Here is a 20,730-nt window from a genome sequence, read left to right as displayed (position 1 = left end):
TAAACTGTTATCTTAACAGGAATTGGCCCATTATGTTTGGTCACATCTATACACAAACCATAAAAAAAATCAGCTATTGGAAAGCATATTGAACATCCGAAATGTAAGCAAAATTTACCAAAGTGCCGGACGGGAACTTACCGTTTTGGATAACATTAGTTTCTCGATAGCTGCTGGTTCAACCGTGGCTATAACAGGTCCATCGGGAAGTGGTAAAACAACCCTTCTTGGTTTATGTGCGGGTTTAGACCGGGCCAGTAGCGGAACCGTTGAACTCAATGGAATTGCTTTGGAAAAACTCAATGAAGATGAGCGCGCCGCTGTCAGAAATCAATATGTAGGTTTCATTTTTCAGAATTTTCAGCTCTTACCAACTTTAACTGCGCTCGAAAACGTAATGGTTCCTTTAGAATTAAGAGGAGCAAAAAATATTAAAACTCATGCACTGGAACTACTGGATAAAGTGGGTCTTGCCGACCGTTCACACCACTATCCTATTCAATTATCGGGTGGAGAGCAGCAAAGGGTTTCGCTCGCAAGGGCATTCTCTAACCAGCCGGCCATCCTTTTTGCCGATGAGCCGACCGGAAACCTTGATACCGAAACCAGTGAAAAAGTAATCAAATTGCTTTTTGATTTAAACAAAGATGCGGGAACCACATTGGTCATCGTAACGCACGACCTTGAACTGGCAGCCAGAACATCAAGAAGCATCAAAATTAAAGGTGGCGTAATCATTTCAGACGAAAACCCTACTTATGTCTAATAGCCTCCCGAAACAAAGTATTAAATTTTCGTGGCTGTTTAAAATGGCCTGGCGGGATAGCCGGAAAAACCGTGCACGTTTATTTCTATTTATCTCATCCATTGTTTTGGGCATTGCAGCCCTTGTGGCGGTATATTCTTTTAAAGATAACCTCCAAAAAGATATCGATGCACAGGCCAAAGAACTTACGGGTGCCGATCTGGTATTGGATAGCCGGAAAGGTGTAAGCAAAGCAATGCAAAAAATGCTCGATACACTGGGTGATGAACGCTCGCAGGAGAAAACATTTGCCTCAATGATCTATTTCCAGAAAGGCGGAGGTAGCCGTTTGGCACAAATGAAAGCCCTAGAAGGGAATTACCCTTACTATGGCACAATAGAAACCATTCCGCTGGCAGCTGCAAAAAACTTTCAAACCGGAAGAAATGCATTGGTTGATCAAACTTTGATGTTGCAGTTTAATGCCAAAGTGGGCGATTCGGTTAAAGTGGGCGATCTAAATTTTAAAATCCTGGGTACTTTAACCAAAGCACCAGGCCAAACAGGCATTGGTGCAAGTATCGCTCCTACGGTATATATCCCACTTCAGCTACTCGATAAAACCAACCTGATCAAAACCGGAAGTCGCATCAACAATAAATTTTATTTCAGGTATAATAATCCGTCCAAAATAGACGAGTGGGTAAAAACGCAGGACAGCAAATTAGAGAAAGAAGGTTTTGATGCCGATACCGTTGAATCTACAAAAGAACAGACCGGAAGATCGTTTAAAGATGTAAACCGTTTCCTGGCTTTATCCGGTTTTATCGCTTTGCTGCTGGGTTGTGTTGGTGTAGGTAGCGCTATTCATGTGTATATTCAAGAAAAACTAGGCGCGATTGCTACGCTGAGGTGTTTAGGATTAAAATCGCGTCATGCCTTTTTAATCTACCTCATCCAGGTCTTTTTCATTGGATTAACTGCTGCTGTTTTAGGCGCAGCTTTAGGCACAGGCATACAGTTTTTGCTTCCATTGGTGCTGAAAGATTTTCTGCCCGTAGAAATTACCATGCAGGTTTCGTGGCCAGCCGTTGGTCAGGGAATTTTATTAGGACTGATTATTTCGATCCTTTTCGCGCTCCCTTCACTCCTATCGGTCCGGAAAATTTCACCGTTAAACGCCATCAGGATATCTTTTGAAAAAGCAGGGGGCAGAAGAGATCCACTCACCTGGTTGGTGTACCTGCTTATGGCCGCCTTTATTACCGGCTTTACCCATTTGCAAATGAAAACTTGGGTACAAACACTGGCCTTTACCTTGAGTATTGCCATTGCTTTTGTACTGCTCATTGTACTGTCTAAATTATTGATGTTCCTGGTACGTAAACTCTTGCCCAACTCATCGAGCTATTTGTGGCGACAGGGATTTGCCAATCTTTACCGTCCAAACAACCAGACTTTAATGCTTACGGTTTCCATTGGCTTATCAACCGCTTTTATCTGCACACTATTTTTTGTTCAGGGGATATTGATGAGTCGCGTTACGCTTTCATCAGGTGCTAACCAGCCCAACATGGTAATGTTCGATATCCAGAATACCCAAAAAGAAGGATTAGACAGTTTAACCAAAGCTTTCAAGCTACCATTAATGAACCAGGTACCGGTAATTACCATGCGGATAGAAGAAATTAATGGAAAGAAAGCCAGTGCTGACACCAATAACAGAAGGGCTTACCGCAACGAAATCAGGGCTACTTATCAGGACACTTTAACCGCAGCAGAGAAAATTACATCGGGTAAATGGACCGGAAAAATAAAACCCAATGAAACGGTTTATATTTCACTGGATCAGCGTTATGCCCAATCCATTAATGTTGGCCTGAATGATAAAATCCTTTTTAACGTTCAGGGTATGATGATTCCTACAGTTGTTGGAAGTTTAAGGGAAGTAAACTGGAGCCGGATGCAGACCAATTTCAGGGTCGTTTTTCCGGCTGGCATACTCGAAGAAGCACCACAGTTTCATGTATTGATGACCAGAGTGCCATCGGGCGAAGTTTCAGCTCGTTTCCAGGGCGAAGTAGTACAAAAATTCCCAAATGTATCCGTTATCGATTTAGATCTGGTATTGAAACTCCTGGATGAACTTTTAAGTAAAATCGGATTTGTGATCCAGTTTATGGCTGGTTTTAGTATGGTAACCGGCTGGATTGTTTTAATATCTTCAGTATTAACCAGTAAAAACCAGCGGATAAAAGAAAGCATTTTATTGCGTACGATGGGTGCCAGTAGAAAACAGATTTTTGCGATCAATGCCATCGAATATTTCTTTTTAGGCGCTTTTGCAGCAGGTGCTGGATTAATTTTAGCCATAAGCGGAAGCTGGGCATTAGCTAAATTCACATTCGATGCCGCATTTGTTCCACCATTTATACCAACTTTGTTATTATTTGGCTCTATTGTGCTACTGGTCGTGATTACAGGTGTATTGAGTACCAGAAGCATCCTGAACCAGCCTCCGTTGAAGATTTTGAGAACAGAGAGTTAATTTAATGCAATCCATTAAATAGAAAAACTAAAATAACAAGCCAGATTAGGCTAAAAACCCCACCAACATAAGCCACTTGAATATGCTTTTTTAAATTCCGTTTAATCAGTCCTGCATAAATTAGCCAGCCAAAAAATAAGATCAGATAACAAGGAACAAGAAACAACAACATATAATTGAATTTAGTACATAACAAATATAATAAATTCTCAACCAACATCTGGCAGGTTTAAGCAATGAGCAGGGAAATTGCTTTTAAAACATTTGAAAAAAATTAATTAGCCACGGAAGCACAGAAATCACGGAGGAGATTAAAGTTTTTCCGTGTTTTTCGTGCTTCCGTGGCAAACATAATGCTCAGGCATGCGCAGAAAGAGGAAGAATTATCAGAGAAAAGTTAAAAGCGATTTTCCCTGAAGCAATGAGCTTTTGAATTTGATTTCCTAAACAACCATTTAATACCAACTTGTTCCTTTTTCAAAAGATATCCCGATATTATTACTGGCTTTAGGCGTCTTGGATTAGCCATAACCTAAGGAAGTAAAATATAATCTGTTACCATAAACCAAGTACCTATGGTAACAGATTATACCTGAATAACTATGCAGCATCAATTGCTTCGCGGAGTGCCTTTGCAGCAGCAGCAGGATCTTCAGCGCCATAAATTGCAGCACCTGCAACGGCAACTATAGCGCCTGCCTGTATAACTGCGGTAATGTTATCAATATTTACCCCACCAGCAATAGAAACCGGAACTCCAGCTCTTGCCGCTTCATCGATAAGCACCTGAATAGAATAACCAGCCGTCCACTGTTCATCTAAACCGGCATGTAGTTCTACAAATTCAACACCTAATGCAGTAACCTCTTGTGCTCTTTTAACACGATCAGGATAACCAATGGTATCAACCACTATGCCTTTTCCATGTGCTTTTGCCGCTTTAACCGCACCAATAATCGTTGCATTTCCTGCAGCACCCATTACGGTAACCAAATCAGCCCCAGCTTTAAACGCGATATCAGCTTCTAGTTCACCCGCATCTGCAGTTTTCAAATCTGCAAAAACCAGTTTATCAGGATGTGCAGCTTTCATTGCGGTAATTACGGTAGAACCCATATTTTTGATCAGCGGAGTGCCCAATTCAATAATATCTACGTATGGAGCTACTTTTGCTGCCAATGCCAATGCTTCTTCAGTTGTTAATAAATCTATTGCTACTTGTAATTTTGCCATGATTCTATTTTATATATAATTAAATTAATTGCTATTCCAGGTTGGCGTGTCTCTTCCATAGCGTTTCTGCAGCTTGTCCGCTCAGTTTCCAAAGTGATTGAAAAACGGCATCATTGAGCAAAAGCAAAAACTGCTCAAACAGGCTTCCTGCATACTGCGTAGATACTTTCTCACTATGGTCTTCTTTTTCTGCTGCTGGTACCCTTACCACATGAGTGGCTAGTTTGGCAAGTGACGATCCGGCATTCGTAGTAATGGCTACCACTTCCGCACCTACCGCTTTCGATTTTTCTGCCGCCCTTACTATCGATCCGGTTGTTCCTGAACCCGAAGCAGCAATTAATAAATCGCCAGCTTCAATGGCCGGACTCGTGGTATCGCCAACATAATAAACAGTAAGACCAAGATGCATTAAACGCATTGCTGCAGATTGCATGGCGAAACCAGAGCGGCCTGCAGCAGTAATAAAAATCCGTTTTGCCTGCTGAATGTGATATACAAAAGGGATCAACTGATCTAACTCCATCTGCCTGGCCAACCGGGTATTCTCCTCGATAATTTTATCCAGGTTCATTTGCAGGTCCCAGGCCAGCTGCTGGTTATCAATGCTATCTATTGCTAACTGGTTGTCTGTAATTACTACCGGGGCTTTTAAGTCCATTTTATACGCTGTGTTTATTGGCCCAAAGGTATGGGTGTACCTTAGCAGTATGGTTATACATTTAGCTACTAATATGGGACAATCAGGAAATACATTACTACAAAAGTCATCCATTAGCCATATTAAAGGCACGATTTCCGAATAGTCCACCATAATTACCAATTAATCCAATCGCTAAAAAATTAAGTGTTTAACTTTAATATCATGAGTTTATCCCCCGAAGTAACACATCTGGAAAAATCGATTATCTATATCCGCGATCTGAGCAATTGCCCACCAAGTTATCTTAATGACCCGGGCAGAAAAGAGTTCTTCGAAATTGTTTGGTTAAAAAATGAAGAACCCTTACACGCTCTGCAAGAATCAGCATTCGACAGTAAAGGAGACTGGATTTATCTCATTCCTCCGTACCGCGTACATCAGCTTAACAAAGCCGGTAAAAACGGTGTATTAATCTCCTTTAAAAGATCTGTTCTTGAAGGGGAAGAAAAAGAATTCCTCCTCGATCTGTTTAAGATTTTTAATGTTCAGGGCGAATTTTCCTGTTTAAGGCTAAATCTGGAAACCGCTTCTGAGCTCGGTAATATCTACAAATTAATTGAAGATGAATACCAGAAGGCAGCAAATACTTTTATCATTACCAGGGCACTGCTAAAAGTATTTCTATTAAAACTGATCCAGGTAAAAGAACATGAATTTACCAGCCATGATGTACAGCAAAAGAGAGTCTACGAATTTTTGATGTTACTCGAAAGCAACTACCAGCAGGTTAGGAATACCGATTTCTACGCCGGTAAAATTGGCATCAGTTCCAAAAGATTAAATCAGATTTTAAAAGAAAAATTAAATAAAACAGGCATGCAGATCATCCACGACCGCATCATCCTGGAGGCAAAAAGGAAAATCATCCATAGTGCGCATACCATTAAAGAAATTGCATACGAACTGGGTTTTTCAGACCGGCCTTATTTTAGCCGTTTCTTTAAAAAACAGACAGGCCAAACGCCCGAAGAGTTTCAAAAAGAGGCCAGAAACCACATCGAATCAAAATTTAATACACTGGTTTAACGGATTTATTTGTTTTGATATTAATTTGGCAGCCTCGTTAAAGTTTTTCTTTTATACAGCTTTTGGCAAATTATAATACTTTTACATCATGATCAGATTAAACAATGATACGCCCAACGACATTCTTCAAGATGTAAAAATTGGCGATATGGTAACCGATACCTTTAGCAAAACAGGCCTGGTAGAAAATATAGAAATTAGTGACGATGGCCTGTACCGGGTTTACGAATTTAACCTTGTTACCGGACGGACAATTACTGTTAAAAAGTAAAAAGCGCTAAAAAATGAAAAATAGACACAGATAATATTAAAATCGGTGTTTATCTGTGTGCACCTGTGGTAAAGCTACATTTAATCACATTTACCTAAACCCGAACCAAATGTCATTACTTATCCTACTCTTCGGCATCCTGTTGCTTTTCGTACTGATCTTGAAAAAGATTAACCCAATGATTGCCCTGATTGCGGTGGCAATTATTACTGGTCTTTTATTAGGCATGCCCGCCACAAAAGTAATGAGTTCTATTAGCAATGGTATAGGCAGCACACTGGGCAGTATGGTAATGGTTTTGGCGCTCGGTGCGATGATGGGTAAACTGATTGAAGATAGCGGATCAGCTAAAAAAATCGTTTTCATACTGATTGGGGCCTTCGGTAAAAAGAACATTCAATGGGCCGTGCTGTTAACCGGTTTGTTAGTGGGGATTCCTTTGTTTTACAATGCTGGTTTCGTGGTGTTAATTCCCTTGGTTTTTGCTATTTCAGCCGCAACAGGGCTATCAAAATTATACATTGGCATCCCAATGGCTACTGCCCTTTCGGTAACACATGGTTTTTTACCTCCTCACCCCGGACCTGTTGCACTGTCAGGTATTTTCCATGCCGATATTGGTAAAACATTAATTTATGGCTTAACTTTAAGCGTACCTATTGCGGTTATCGCCGGAATCTATTTTCCACGTTTAATCCTCAAAAAAAATCAATCGGTAACCACGCAGAACTTTAGCATTGGTGAAGAAGAAAATCTCCCATCTGCTCCAAGGAGTTTCATTACTGCGTTGCTGCCGGTATTTTTAATTATTGCCGGCACACTAGGCAGCAGTTTTAAAATTGACTATATCGGAAAACCGCTATTTATATTTTTAGCAGATCCAACCGCGGCCCTATTAATTTCGGTTATTATTGCGCTGGCACTCCAAAAAACTTCCATTACAAAAGCAATGGAATCTTGTGCCGAAGGGGTTAAAAGCATTGCCATGATAATCCTTATTATTGCAGCCGGCGGTGCCTTTAAACAGATTTTGATCGATAGTGGTATGGGCGAAACGGTGAAACAACTCACCGGCAGCCTAAATTTATCGCCATTATTACTCGCATGGTTAATTACCGCATCACTCAGGGTAACTTTAGGTTCGGCCACAGTGGCTGCACTAACTGCTTCGGGCATGGTACTCCCGCTAATTGGCCCGGGAGCATCGCCAGAATTAATGGTATTATCAGTCGGCGCCGGAAGTTTAATGTTTTCTCACGTAAACGATACAGGTTTCTGGATGTTTAAAGAGTACTTTAACCTTAGCCTGAAAGAAACTTTTAGCACCTGGACCATGATGGAAAGTTTGGTTTCTGTTTTAGGGCTTGTTGGGGTGTTAGTATTGAATCAGTTTGTTTAGAACCTCTAAAAATCGTCATTGCGAGGCACGAAGCAATCTTACGACGCTCGCTACTAGCGTACGCATTAAGATTGCTTCGTCGGCTGAAAAAGCCTTCTCGCAATGACGACACAATTTATAACTTAGGTGCCCTCAGGTGACTTAGGTGGTCAAAACGACATGAAACTGGTACAAATCGCAGCAGATCCATAACGCTACACTCCATCCGATAGCTAGCTATCGGATCGGGATGACGACTAAACTAAACCAACTGCTTTCTACTCACTATGGTTCTTGTAGACAAGAACCACGTTTACTAATTCTTCACCCTGTTCTTTTCTGCATCTGCACCAGAAGATTCATGCTTAGCAGGTGTAGAAAAAGTCTTACCAAAACGGTAACTATAACTCACCACAACCGATCTCGAATCCTGTCGGTTAACCCAGTTTGCTTCTGTATTTGCCAGGTTATTGATTATACCATTATAAACACGGGTTCTGAAAATATCGTTAGCGGTTAACTTCAACGTACTTTTTGCTGAAAGTTTTTTCTGTACCGCTGCACCAAACTCATGTACTTCGCCTAAAAAAAACTGTACGTTAGATAGTTTACTTTGATAACGCATATTGACCTCAGCATTCCATGTTGGACTGATTTTGAACTGCAAATTTGGACTTGCCTTTAAATAACTTCCATTGGTAACCAGAAAGCCCGTATAAAAATCTGTTTTCGAAACTATTTTTGCATACTCCACATAGGCATTCAGTTTAACCCATTTAGTAAGGTCAATCTCTGCATTTACCGAAACATTGGCTACCGTGGTTTTACCCACATTAGCTGGCCTGCTGTAATAGGTACCATCTACAATCTCTATGGTCTCGTTCACCTCATCCCTCACCCAGCCGTAACCTAAAGTGGTGGTAATTTTATTTTTATAGGTGTGCGAAAGCTCTAAACTTTGTGTAAATGATGGCTTTAAGAATGGATTTCCAACATAATAAGTAAATTTATCCAATGGAGAGAAAAACGGGTTCAGATCCTGGTAATACGGACGATCGATCCTTCGCCCATAATTTAAGCCCAACTCATTATTTCCGGCAGTATCTAGTTTATAAGAAAAATAAACCGTTGGAAACAAACTGTTGTAGGTTCTTTTAAAAGTCGAATCGGGTTTGATCAGATTCCCTAGCTGGTGCCCGTTAGAAACCGTATTTTCATACCTTAAGCCAGCCTGAAGTGAAAAACGCTTTCCTTCTCTACTCACGTTCAGGTAAGCGGCATTGATATTCTCCTCATACAAAAAGTGATTGCTCTTTTCGTAATCAGCATTGGTTTTTCCGTTTGCCGTATTAAAGTAATCGGCAATGTTATCGGTTTTGGTGTAGGCGGTTTTAGCACCTGCATCCAGTTTCCATTTATTTTTAAGTGGATGCGAATAATCCATTTTAGCCGTATAAATATCAATATTTGAAGGCAGATTACCGGTTAAAATATCCTGGTATTTTAAGGTTCCAACAGGCAGGTAACTGAAGTTGTAATACGTTTGATCGGTTTTATTTTTGTAGAGCAGATAATCCGCATCAAAGGTTAATTCTCGTCCTGCCTGTTTAAATTTATGCCTGTAATTTAAATTTACACCTGCATTTTGATACTTAATCTGGTCGATATTTTCTGCCCTGATTACCGAATCGAGCTGCATCGATGCATTGGATAAATTACTGGTATTGTTGTTTACCTGTTTAGAAATCCGGTTCATACCTGTGAGCACCACGCCCCAGGTAGTATTATCCGAAGCATAATAATCAAGCCCGGTTTTCAAATTAAAAGTATTGCCGTGCCTGCGGAAATAAGAGTTTTGATTAAAATAGGATTTGGCACTACTATCCTCATTTTTATATTTTCGGTTCAGGTCGAGATCAGTAAAGCTATTGTTTAAATTGTAGCTCAGGTTACCAAAAACGTTAATCTTATCCTTACGGTAATTAAAGTTGAAACTATTGTTAGAGCGACTTAACTCACCCTGATTCAAGCTCAGATTAATTCCTCCATTAAACCCGGCAGTTTTAGTTTTCTTGGTTTTGATATTAATTACCCCTCCATTCCCTGCAGCATCATATTTGGCAGGCGGATTCGTCATCAGTTCAATCTGATCAAGCGATGAGGAAGGCAAAGAACGCAAATAATTCTCCAGATCGGCACCCGAAAGGTAAGTTGGTTTATCATCAATAAAGATGGCCACCCCGTTTTTCCCTTTAAGCGAAATTACCCCGTTCTGATCCACATTTACACCAGGCGATTTGCTTAGTACATCCAGCGCAGTTGTGCCTGCATTTGAAATCAAAGCATCAACATTAACAACAGTGCGGTCGATCTTCCGTTCAACAAAGGCCTTTTGCCCCGAGATATTGACCTCCTTTAAATTATTGGCACCCGTAACCATTTTAATATCCTGCAAGGCTACAACCTGATGATTCGCATCCAAAACCAATGTATCAGTTTTATAAATCGGTGCACCAACTACTGATATTTTAATCAGATATTTCCCATAAGCCAGTTGATCAAAACTGAACAGTCCATCCTTTTCAGTAAAAGTGGTTTTGAACAATACCGAATCTTTTAGCAAGGCTACAGTAGCAAAGTCGATATTTTTTCCTTCAGCATCCAATACACGTCCATAAATTCTGGATGGAGGGGTTTGGGCTTGAGCAAAGGTTAGGGCAATATTCATCCATACGGCTAAAAAAGCCATGAGTGTAAATTTCATGATGATGGGATTGGATTAGCGCTTTTAGAATTTAGTTTTTATTATTTTCGATCAGGAAATTATACATCAGCGAGTGACTGTCATTTTTCAAAAACCTCTTTTTGTATTTTTTCTGAATGTCGGTATTTTGTTTCACACCGTTTACAATCAGCTCATCTTTATTGAGTTTGTATGATAGTTTATTGGTGCTGCTGATGATGCCGTCTTTCATCAATTCCCGATTGATATCGTTGGTATAATCATGTCCGTCACCATTGGTTACGGTTTTTGAGGTAACGGTACGTTGTGAACTGGTTCTGGTATTTGTGTTTTGGTTGTATACGGGGGGTGTTGGGGGTACAGATGGAGTTGGCGGAACTGGAGGTACCGATGGTACTGGCGGTACAGCGTGGGGCGCTTTTGGTGCTCTAGGCGGACGTGGTGCTCGTGGCACACGCTTTCCTCTACCCTCTTTATCATCCTGTGCCCACTTTTTATTTTCTTTTGCATCTTCGGCAGCTTGTTTAGCATCAGCAATGGCTTGTTTCGAATCATTTTCGGCCATTTTAGCATCGGCAATAGCCTGCTTACGGTCCAGTTCGGCTTGCTTCGCATCAATAACAGCTTGCTTAGCGTCTTCCTGGGCCTGTTTTACATCGTCCAGCCTTGCTCTTTCATCCGCTTGTCTAGCTTTTTCATCATCTAATCTGGCTTTTTCATCTGCTTGTATTGCCTTTATATCTTCTTTCGTTTGTTGTTGCTTTTCATTCAGCTTTTTCAGCTGGCTGTCCATTTTTGCACTGATTTCCTTTTCCAGTTGATCTGCAGATTTTCCTTCAGCAGGCCTGGCTTTTTTCCTGGTCGTATCCTGCAAAGCTACAGTTGAAGTGCTTATTTCTTTTCTGGTAACTGTTTTTGCATGGCCAACGCTTTTAAAGGCGGCACTGCAAACCACTACCGATACCAGGGCGATGGTTAATATTGTCTTTTCCATTTTGTTTAAAGTTGAATTGGTATTGAATAACATCCTGCTTGCTCTGTGCAGCAGGCTACCTTTATTCCCGCTCATGGCCATGGCATAAGCAGGTGCACGCTGCTTAAATTCCTGGCACACAATAAGGGCCTGAACGTAGTTTTTGCGATCGTTTACACAGGCGATGGCCAAATCATCGCAGCAATGCTCGCGCTCTGTTTTTATTAATTGCGATACCCAAAGTACCGCCGGGTTAAAGAAGAATACAATCTCAATAAAGCTCTGCAGTAGGTTTACCAGGTAATCTTTGCGCTTGATGTGTGCCAGTTCATGAGAGAGGATGGCTTCTACTTCCGCATTTGATAAACCATTGAGCAAACCCAAAGGGATAAGGATTAAAGGCTTAAAATGTCCCACTACCATAGGTACCTGGGCAATACCCGATTGCATCACCTTAACCTGTTCGGTTAAACCCAGTTTTTGAGATAGTTCATTTAATTTTTCATCCCATTTTTTACCCGCAGCGTAGGTTTTATGATTACGCAGGTGGTGTACACCATTTAAACCAACCATTAACTGGATACTTTTTCCACAAATAATCAGGAACCACACCAATACAATCTGATAGGCGTAAGCATTCCATAAAGAAAGGATCCTGTTCAGCCCAGAATACATATCTTGCTGTACATTTGTAACCGCTTGTTGATCTCCAATTGCCTTTGGCATGTTAATTCCGATTTGATGAACAGTCTGCGACTGCCCATGGTTAACCGGTTGTTTAAGCTCCTGATAAAAAGTGATAGCTATTGCAATAACAAATAAAGCTAAACATACTGTAAGCAGGTTATAACGCCATGTAGCACTTGCCTTACGGGTAGTAAACATGACCAAACCGGCCAGCAAAGCTAAAATTACACCAAGCCACAAAGAGTGGAACAAGGTAGCGCCAAGGGCATGAAGCCAGTTTTCGGGCAAAAGGTTGATTAATTTAAATTCCATTATTGTGGTTCTTTAGCATCTGTTCTGGTTAATTAGTCCATGCCATCCAATAGCCGCTTAATCTCTTCGATTTCCTTTTTTGATGTTTTCTCATTCCCCAAAAGCTGCATCATTAACTGCGATGCAGAGCCTTTGTACAATGTATTTATGAAACGGTCTAGCAACTGAACTTTAGTCTTCTCCTCAGCCTCAACAGGAATATAAATGTGTTTCATTTGGCTTTCATCACGTTTTAATATCCCTTTTTCGGTTAAGATCTGCATTTGCTTTAATGTTGAGGTATAATTTACCTCCCGTTGTTCGTTCAATTTATCGTTTACAAACCGAACTGTAGATGGACCGAATTCCCATAATACCTGAAGAATTTCTAATTCAGCTTTGGTAGGTTCAGGCAGGTTATTTTCAGTTTGATTATTTTTCATATTTTAAAGGTACGATATTTTTCGTACGATACAAATATTAGGTTGTTTTTTTTATATTTTTTTATAAAAAAACTCATTTAAAGCACTTTAAATAAAAACGAATTAATGAGATATTAAGGTTTTTCTTTCTAAAAAGAAATATATTATTATTTGGAGCGCAAGACAGGTACAAAAAATCAAGTTTCTTCCCGTTTTACGCTTTTACGCTTCGCTGCCTCGTTCCTCGTTGCTGCAGGGTAACTCTGCAACCGGGGCTAGGTGGCCACAGCAGCATTTCATCTGTTGGGTTGTATGGTGCACAAACCCTGGTTTCTAAACCCGATTGGAGCGGATAGCCCGGAGCGCAGCGAGGACTATAAGCGAAAGCGGGGCTGACCTCCTCCAAGAACAATAAACCATTCATTTCCTAATGCTAATAACGAGTAAATAGCTTTTACTACATATAAACTATCTATTTCTGTCGGTGTGACACCAACCAAGAATAATATCATTAATTTAAGCAGAAGTGTTGTCAGTCTGAGCCTGTCGAAAACCTTTAATTGTCGAAAACAAAAAAATTGTCTTTCAAAAGGCTCAGGATGACAAAATTTATAAAACTTTTCTACCCTTTAACCTGCTTAATCACGGCAATCAAATCTTCCTCTCCATATTTGGCGGTTGCTTCCTCAAAAGTCTTTAATGCGGTCTTGGCCAAAGGTGAATCAAGTCCGATTGCTTTGGCCAGGGTTAAATCTTTTACAATATGTTTAAGGGCAAAAGCAGGCTTATAGTTATCGGCTATAATGGCATCGCCTTTAATTTTGGTGAAGATATTGGCTATAGCGCCATTGTTGAGCAGATTAAGCAGGTCTTCAGTTTCAATTCCTTGCTGATTGGCAAATACTACGGTTTCAGCCAAACCTTGGGTATATAAAGCCAGTAATGAATTAATGGCCAGTTTAGCCACATTACCTGCACCTGTATCGCCCAGGCGCACTGCCATTTTACCCATTTTTTCGAGCATGGGTTTTACCTGTTCGAAAGCAGTTTCATCGCCACCTACCATAATCACCAGTTGCCCTGTTTCTGCCTGTTTTACACTTCCTGAAACCGGTGCATCTAAATATTGTGCTCCTTTTTCTTTACACAGTGTGTTCATTTCTTTTGAAATAGCAGGAGAAACGGTACTCATATTAATCACGATTTTACCTGAAATTTCTGCGCTAGAAAGGCCTTCCGGTCCATTAAAAATCTGCTCAATTGCAGCATCATCAGATACCATAATGATTACTACATCAGTAGTTGCAATCAACTCTTTGGGCGTTTCGGCAATCAATGCACCCATTTCTTTCAAAGCAGTTTCTTTATCTTTACTCCTGTTATAAACGGTAACTGCATAATCAGCTTTTATCAATTGCTCCGCCATTGGGATCCCCATATTACCCAAGCCAATCCAACCTATTTTTGTTGTGTTCATATCGTTGTTTTTATGATAAACAAATGTGGTAAAGAAAAAGCTGAAATTATTTAGCAGTTGGTAAAAATACTACTGCGAAATGATTTATTTCGAGTTTGCAGCATTATAATACTAATAAAGTTAGTAAATTGGCCGCAAATAAAATTTGATAGCACAAAAGCAATTCGCAAATATGGCCAGCCCACTGAAAGACTTATACTCTCCTGCTTTTTATGATCGTTTAAGCAATGCCTTAGCGGTTAGCATTCCAAAATTTGATAAGGAAAATTTTATCAAAGCGGTTTTTATTCCTGAATTTGAATCAAAGGAGCTTAAAGAGCGGATGAAACATACCTCGAAGGTTTTACATGGTTTTTTACCCGAAGATTATCCACAAAGTATTGAGCTGATCAAAAAAACAATTACACAATTAAGGATCCAGGGAATCGGGGAGGATGGCCTGGCCTATATGTTCCTGCCGGATTATATCGAAACTTATGGTATAGACGATTTTGAAAACTCAGTTGAGGCACTTGAGTTTGTAACCCAGTTTGTAAGCTGTGAGTTTGCGGTGCGTCCTTTTATATTAAAGTACGAAAATCAGATGATCTTAAGAATGCAGCAATGGTCGCTGCACGAAAGCCATAAAGTGAGAAGATTAGCCAGCGAAGGCAGCCGTCCGCGATTACCCTGGGCTATGGGAATCCCCTTTCTAAAAAAAGACCCGACCTCCATTTTACCCATACTGGAAAATCTTAAAACAGATCCATCAGAATATGTAAGACGGAGTGTTGCCAATAGCTTAAATGATATTGCAAAAGATCATCCCCAGGTTGTGTTAAACATTGCGAAAAACTGGTCGGGTTTGGGTGTCGAAACAGATGCCATTATTAAACATGGTAGCCGTACCTTACTTAAACAAGGCCATGCCGATATCCTTAAACATTATGGTTTAGATGATGCAGGAATTTTATTAAAAGATTTCAAAATCTTAACGCCTCAGATCAAAATCGGCGAAAGCCTGGAATTTTCATTTTCTATTCTCAATGAAAATCCAACTGAGCAAAAAGTGAGACTGGAATACGCTATTTACTACAAAAAAAAAAATGGGCAGAACACCAAAAAAGTGTATAAAATTTCAGAAAGAATTTATCCTGCAGGTGCAACCATAAATATCATCCGAAAACAAAAATTTGTGCTGATTACCACACGTAGATTTCATCTGGGCGACCACCAGATTTCGATAATCATTAACGGTGCCGAAAAGGAAATTTCACATTTTGAATTAACAGCTTAACCTGGATTTTAATTCATCGAGCAAAGCGATCTGCTTTTCATTAATGTATTTAGCTGCATCGGAATAGGCAAACCACTGGGCTTTATCTATTTCAGCAAAACTTTGCCTTTTACCCGATCGGGGCGGCCATTCTATTTCGAAGGTATTGCTGACAATTGTTGAGGGATCAAGTTCTCCTTCTACTGCCCAGCACAATACTTTTTTACCTCCCTTTTGCACAATAGGCGTTAGTTCGATGAAGTCGCCGGCTAAACTCTGACCAGTTTCTTCTTTAAATTCGCGGACGGCAGCCGTTAAAGCTTCTTCACCCTCATTTAATTCTCCTTTGGGTACTGTCCAAAAGCCAAGATCTTTTTTGGCAAAGAACGGTCCGCCAGGGTGAACCAGGAAAAATTCTACCTGCTGATCTTTTCTTCTGAAGAGCAATATTCCGGCGCTTTGTTTCATAAGGGTAAGGTAGGAATTGTATCCAAAGAAGTCAAGTTTTAAAAACTTGACTTCTTTCAAATTCAATTAATAAAAATTTGATGCTCTAAAAAAAATTTCGATAAATTCATTTATACCAATTAATGAAAAATACATTGAAGATTTTATTGAAAATGAATTCATGCAGATTATATGCAAATCCGTTAGCGGCTCAAAATTATTTCAAGATGATGGTAATAGGTTATATTTTCTGCTAAAATATACACAGTATTCTACAGGTTATTTAAACACGTATGCTTATATCTTATTGGATAATCACTCACATTTTTTGATAAAAAATACAAGTTCAGATGAACTTAAATCGTATTTAAAATCTTTGAGTAAGGATTCATTAAAACACATCAGAAAAAATATTTGGCTAATGAAATTTGTTATAGCGAAGCTGTTGAATTTCAGATGAAAGATTTCTTCATTGCTTATGCTATGGCATTTAATAAGAAGAATGATAGGTCTGGATCTTTATTTGTCAACCCTTTTCGAAGAGTGAGAATTATTGATGAAGTACATTTAAATCAATTGGTTATTTATATTCATGCAAATGTATTTAAGCATGGCATTTGTACAGAATTTGAGCATTACAAATGGTCGTCCTATCAAACGATTTTATCCGAGAAAAAGACAATACTGAAAAGAGAAGAGGTATTAGATTTTTTTGGTGGTAAAGACAATTTTGCTAAACAGCATCAAATTCAAAGCAAATACTTCTACATCTGCAATCATCAAATCGAATAGTTGCTACAGGATTCAATATATCCAAGAAGTCAAGTTTTAAAAACTTGACTTCTTTCAAATTCAATAAAAAAGCAGCCAGGATTTAAAATCCTGGCTGCTTTATATAATCTGGTATGATGAGATTTTTGGGAGGCGTTTTTTACAACAATCCGTACAAACCGTGAGCATAGTTCCTTAATGATGACGATACCGTCTTCATCTTGTCAGGGGATGGGCCTTTTACTTTATACGCTTCGGGATGAAGTTCTAAAGGCTGTTCATTAACTTGTTCTAAGGTGCTTTTGTTGCCTAGTGTTGCATTTTGTTCTTCGCTTAATTTTAAAGGTGCCATGATCTTGAATTTATACTATTAACAACAGAGATATGTAGAATTAGTTTGTCGCTTTGTGTTAATTTTTTAAATTATTTTTCAAGATCCGAAATCCAGTTTTCCGTATCCGAAATTTTAACCGGAGCGGCCGAAGCAATGATTTTCAGCACTCCCCCTGCATTGATATCCTCTTGTGTGATAAAATTCTTTTTAAAAGGCTTTCCGTTAAGAAAAACTTCCTTTATATATTTATTCTTTGAACCAAAATTTTCCGTTTCGATGGTAAAAGTTTTCCCTTTTGGCAGGTTATAACTTAACGATGGAAATAAAGGTACATTTAAATAATAAATCGGCCAGCCTACGCAGGCAGGAGAAAAACCACTTGCTGCAAACACATACCAGGCACTCATCGCACCAGCATCATCGTCCATCGTACGCAAATAAGCATGTGGCTGGTTTCTGTAAATTTTACCGATATAACTACCAATTCCGCGGCTGTTATCGTTAAAATAATTCTGGATTACCGTATCAGCTGCCAATTGATGCATCCAATACTGTGATTTATAACCAGACCTGGTTATATTATACATCAATGGTACCTGCAAATCGGGTTCATTGGCATGGTTGTATAAATCGCGGGCAAAAAATTCATCCAGTTTTGCCAGATAAGATTTCTCTCCCCCGTCCAGCTCAATCAATCCTTTAAAATCATAAGGTACAAACCATCGGTATTGCCAAATGGTGCCTTGGTATAAACCACGGGCCTGCATGCGGTCAACATCATTTTTAGTCATGTCTTTAAAGTCCTTATTCCAATATTTCTTGTATTCAAGAGCTTTATTGAGATAAAAATTAGATTTTTCTTTATGCTGCAAAATCTTAAAGATTTCTGCTAAGGCCCATTTATCGTAACACGATTCTAAAGCCTTATCCGGCGATTTATAATCCAGCCCATTTACTTCTTTCACCAGCGAATCAGCAATCTTATTAAAATCTACTGGATAACCTTTTCGATAGGCGTCGAGCAAAACCACTATAGCATGTTCAGAGCGTACCGTATTTGAGGGTTCATTCTGACTAGCATAATCTTTTTTACCTGAGTTATACAGATCGGCAATTGAAGTGATCATTCCAGTATAACGTTCTTGTTCAATTAACGAAAGCAAAGGTAATTGCGTTCGGTAATTATCCCAGATGGCCCAGCCATTGTAGCGAATTTCTTTATCTTTCTGAATTTCGCCTTTTGTATTGCGGTAGGTTCCGTCTGCCTCAGAAATCACATAAGGCGACTGCATGGTACGATATAAAAGTGAGTAGAATAACCTTGCACTTTCCAGGTCGCCATTTACAGCAATTTTAGAAAGATTTGTATTCCAATCGGCTTTGCTTTGTTCTTTTACAGCATTGAACGGATTTTTATTGAGAGACGCTTTTGCAGCCTCGACACTTACCGACGAAAGTGCAACGTTGATTCCCACGGAGGTCAGTTCTCCTTTGAGCATGGCCATCATTTTATGATCATCTATTACTTTCCACGATACATTATCGCCGATTTCCATATAATAAAACAACTTATACTTACCTGCTCCACAAGTTGTTTTCGAGGTAATCCATCCGCTCACTGTATTACCATTTACCTCGTGCGATTCGGCTACAAAAGCACCATTAAAAGCATAACCTAAATCTAGATAAAAACCTTTGGGTCCTTTCGGAAATTGGTAGGCATGCTTTCCAGCCTTGCCCAATACGGTAAAACTGGCTTTAATTTTATTTTCAAAACCAACTTCATAGTACCCCGGACTGGCTTTTTCAGAAATCTTAATCAACTCTGATTGTGCCGGATCGTTACCTAAAAATGGTTTGATGAAAATATTACCACCCGAGCCCTGGCAACCCACGCCTTCGAAACGGTTGTGGGTAAAACCTTCAAATTTCTTAGCGAGATATTCGTAACCGGTATGTGTTTTGGGATAAGTCTGCGGACCAATGCTCAACATGCTAAAAGGAGCCGATGCAGCCGGCGACATCTGCCCATGATCGGCAGAAGATCCTAAAAACACGTTTACCTGATCTACAGGCTTTGCCGTTTTAACAGAAAACATCTGTGATTTTTGTTGTGCTAAAACGTTTAATGAAAGAAGCGGTAATAAAGTCAGTAGTTTAATAGGGAACTTCATTATAATGTGTGGTTTTAAATCGGCCTAAAATAACATTTTAACATGAAGTTGATATTATGTGTTAGGTTCTTTACAGAAGTGTTGGTCTGGATTTGTAATCCCGACCTCTCATGTTAATTCCACAAGTTTTAACTGTTTGTCAGGATTATAAATCCTAAGCGCTTAAGACGGGATTGCAAATCCCGACTAACATTAAAAAAAAGCTTTAACAAAATATGGTTTTTTATTTTTGGAGCGCAAGGCCTGTACAGCATAAAAAGTTTGCTTCCCGTTTTTTGCTTTTACGCTTCGCTGCCTCGTACCTCGTTGCTGCAGGGTAAACGCTTCAACCGGGGCTAGGTGGCTATAGCAGCATTTCATTTGCTGGGTTGCAGGGTGCAAAAACCTTTGTTTCTAAACCCGACAACAGCGACAGCCTCCGATTTTTTCTATCGGAGCTATAGCGAATGGCGGGACTGCAAACTACCAAGAATTACTGCACGGTCATTTCCAAAAAAATAACGCATAAAAAAGCAGTCCCAATTTTTAAACTGGGACGGCTATAAAATAATTTTATCTTACTATTTAATAGTAACCGGAACAGAAATTTTATCCCATTCTAAAGAGAATCCGCTTTTGGTAATTTTATAAACCAAACGCTCTTGTGTAGCTTTTAAGGCTTTGGTTTTAACATCAACACGCAAAGCATCTTTAGCTTCTTCGTATTTATAAGCACCCCATTGTTTTGGTTCTTTGTTAAAAATAGCTGTCCAGGTTCCACTTTCTTTAGGGATTAAAAAGAAGCTGTATTTTCCTGCCGCCAAAGGTTTACCTTCTACCACGATATCTTTATCGGTTTCGAAAGTAGTAGCCTCGTTTGCACCTGCGCGCCATACTTTATCAAAGGCTTCTAAACCGCCCCAGATTTTACGCCCTTTTACTGCCGGACTGCTGTAGTTAATGGTAATGGTTGCACCTTTAACTTTTCCTGTTGCAGTTGCCGCAGGACTTGGCTTAGGCTGTGCATCTTGTGCCATTGCACTTACAGAAACGGTAATTGCTGTAAATAGCAACGCGATTGATTTAATCATCGTTTTCATAGAATTATATTTATCTGTTTTTGTTGTTTTTGATTTTACGAATTTATGGCTTTAACACGATAAAACAATAATCCTAAATAAATTGATACCATAATGACGATAAAAATATCTCAGGACAAGGCTTTGCCCGTAGCATCCCTAAAAATTTATGAATATATTAAAGTGTTTTATAC

The 20,730-nt window shown here is 39.5% G+C and carries 17 protein-coding genes; 7 read left to right on the top strand and 10 right to left on the bottom strand.

What is annotated here, in order from left to right; genetic code table 11:
- Positions 1-76: 76 nt before the first annotated feature.
- Together KYH19_RS01330 and KYH19_RS01325 are read left to right on the top strand one after the other, a co-directional pair.
- Positions 77-766: an ABC transporter ATP-binding protein gene (locus KYH19_RS01330; protein WP_219077285.1), complete on the top strand. Its 690-nt coding sequence runs from the start codon at positions 77-79 to the stop codon at positions 764-766.
- Positions 759-3,293, top strand: a complete 2,535-nt coding sequence (locus KYH19_RS01325) for an ABC transporter permease (RefSeq protein ID WP_219077284.1) — start codon at positions 759-761, stop codon at positions 3,291-3,293. Before KYH19_RS01330 ends, KYH19_RS01325 begins: the two co-directional genes overlap by 8 nt.
- Before the next feature lie 600 nt (positions 3,294-3,893).
- Here the strand turns inward: KYH19_RS01325 and hxlA are convergent.
- Entirely contained in the window at positions 3,894-4,526 is a 633-nt protein-coding gene (gene hxlA / locus KYH19_RS01320) for a 3-hexulose-6-phosphate synthase (protein ID WP_132400140.1), read from the bottom strand.
- Between the two features lie 31 nt (positions 4,527-4,557).
- Positions 4,558-5,187 (bottom strand): 6-phospho-3-hexuloisomerase, encoded by a 630-nt coding sequence (hxlB, locus tag KYH19_RS01315; RefSeq protein ID WP_219077283.1) that lies wholly within the window; start codon positions 5,185-5,187, stop codon positions 4,558-4,560.
- 204 nt (positions 5,188-5,391) lie between these two features.
- On the opposite strand from hxlB, the gene KYH19_RS01310 reads away from it, so the two are divergent.
- From KYH19_RS01310 to KYH19_RS01300, 3 genes are all read left to right on the top strand, one after another.
- On the top strand, positions 5,392-6,255 hold the full coding sequence (locus tag KYH19_RS01310; protein ID WP_219077282.1) for a helix-turn-helix domain-containing protein: 864 nt from the start codon (positions 5,392-5,394) through the stop codon (positions 6,253-6,255).
- A gap of 88 nt (positions 6,256-6,343) precedes the next feature.
- Positions 6,344-6,526, top strand: coding sequence for a hypothetical protein (locus KYH19_RS01305; protein ID WP_116249314.1), 183 nt, complete (start codon positions 6,344-6,346; stop codon positions 6,524-6,526).
- 109 nt (positions 6,527-6,635) lie between these two features.
- Positions 6,636-7,925, top strand: a complete 1,290-nt coding sequence (locus KYH19_RS01300; RefSeq protein ID WP_219077281.1) for a gluconate:H+ symporter — start codon at positions 6,636-6,638, stop codon at positions 7,923-7,925.
- A 295-nt stretch (positions 7,926-8,220) separates the two neighbouring features.
- Here the strand turns inward: KYH19_RS01300 and KYH19_RS01295 are convergent, their stop codons facing one another.
- The 4 genes from KYH19_RS01295 to KYH19_RS01280 all read right to left on the bottom strand — a co-directional run bounded on the left by KYH19_RS01295 (position 8,221) and on the right by KYH19_RS01280 (position 14,497).
- Positions 8,221-10,668: an outer membrane beta-barrel family protein gene (locus KYH19_RS01295; RefSeq protein ID WP_219077280.1), complete on the bottom strand. Its 2,448-nt coding sequence runs from the start codon at positions 10,666-10,668 to the stop codon at positions 8,221-8,223.
- A 31-nt stretch (positions 10,669-10,699) separates the two neighbouring features.
- A complete protein-coding gene (locus KYH19_RS01290; protein ID WP_219077279.1) occupies positions 10,700-12,619 on the bottom strand; it encodes a M56 family metallopeptidase in 1,920 nt (639 codons plus the stop codon).
- A gap of 32 nt (positions 12,620-12,651) precedes the next feature.
- Positions 12,652-13,041 carry a BlaI/MecI/CopY family transcriptional regulator gene (locus KYH19_RS01285; RefSeq protein ID WP_219077278.1) on the bottom strand — a complete coding sequence of 130 codons (390 nt, stop codon included), beginning with the start codon at positions 13,039-13,041 and terminating at the stop codon, positions 12,652-12,654.
- 601 nt (positions 13,042-13,642) lie between these two features.
- The gene (locus tag KYH19_RS01280) at positions 13,643-14,497 is read right to left on the bottom strand and encodes an NAD(P)-dependent oxidoreductase (RefSeq protein WP_219077277.1); all 855 of its coding nucleotides are present in this window, start codon (positions 14,495-14,497) and stop codon (positions 13,643-13,645) included.
- A gap of 172 nt (positions 14,498-14,669) precedes the next feature.
- Between KYH19_RS01280 and KYH19_RS01275 the strand changes: the two genes are divergently transcribed.
- Positions 14,670-15,773: a DNA alkylation repair protein gene (locus tag KYH19_RS01275; protein WP_219077276.1), complete on the top strand. Its 1,104-nt coding sequence runs from the start codon at positions 14,670-14,672 to the stop codon at positions 15,771-15,773.
- On the opposite strand, the gene KYH19_RS01270 is transcribed toward KYH19_RS01275, so the two are convergent.
- Complete coding sequence (locus KYH19_RS01270) at positions 15,762-16,220, bottom strand: NUDIX domain-containing protein (protein WP_219077275.1); 459 nt, start codon at positions 16,218-16,220, stop codon at positions 15,762-15,764. The genes KYH19_RS01275 and KYH19_RS01270 overlap by 12 nt on opposite strands.
- Positions 16,221-16,613: 393 nt before the next feature.
- Here KYH19_RS01270 and KYH19_RS01265 point away from each other — a divergent pair, with 393 nt between their 5' ends.
- Positions 16,614-16,991 (top strand): hypothetical protein, encoded by a 378-nt coding sequence (locus KYH19_RS01265; RefSeq protein WP_219077274.1) that lies wholly within the window; start codon positions 16,614-16,616, stop codon positions 16,989-16,991.
- A 139-nt stretch (positions 16,992-17,130) separates the two neighbouring features.
- Here the strand turns inward: KYH19_RS01265 and KYH19_RS01260 are convergent, their stop codons facing one another.
- The 3 genes from KYH19_RS01260 to KYH19_RS01250 form a co-directional block, all read right to left on the bottom strand.
- Complete coding sequence (locus KYH19_RS01260; protein ID WP_113947856.1) at positions 17,131-17,322, bottom strand: hypothetical protein; 192 nt, start codon at positions 17,320-17,322, stop codon at positions 17,131-17,133.
- Positions 17,323-17,393: 71 nt separating this feature from the next.
- On the bottom strand, positions 17,394-19,478 hold the full coding sequence (locus KYH19_RS01255; protein WP_219077273.1) for a glycoside hydrolase domain-containing protein: 2,085 nt from the start codon (positions 19,476-19,478) through the stop codon (positions 17,394-17,396).
- A gap of 560 nt (positions 19,479-20,038) precedes the next feature.
- Positions 20,039-20,557 (bottom strand): DUF2911 domain-containing protein, encoded by a 519-nt coding sequence (locus tag KYH19_RS01250; RefSeq protein ID WP_132400173.1) that lies wholly within the window; start codon positions 20,555-20,557, stop codon positions 20,039-20,041.
- Positions 20,558-20,730 lie beyond the last annotated feature (173 nt).

Source organism: Pedobacter sp. D749 (assembly GCF_019317285.1).
Lineage (GTDB): Bacteria > Bacteroidota > Bacteroidia > Sphingobacteriales > Sphingobacteriaceae > Pedobacter.
Note: the sequence above shows the minus strand (reverse complement) of the source record. Positions and strands in the feature narration are given on the sequence as shown.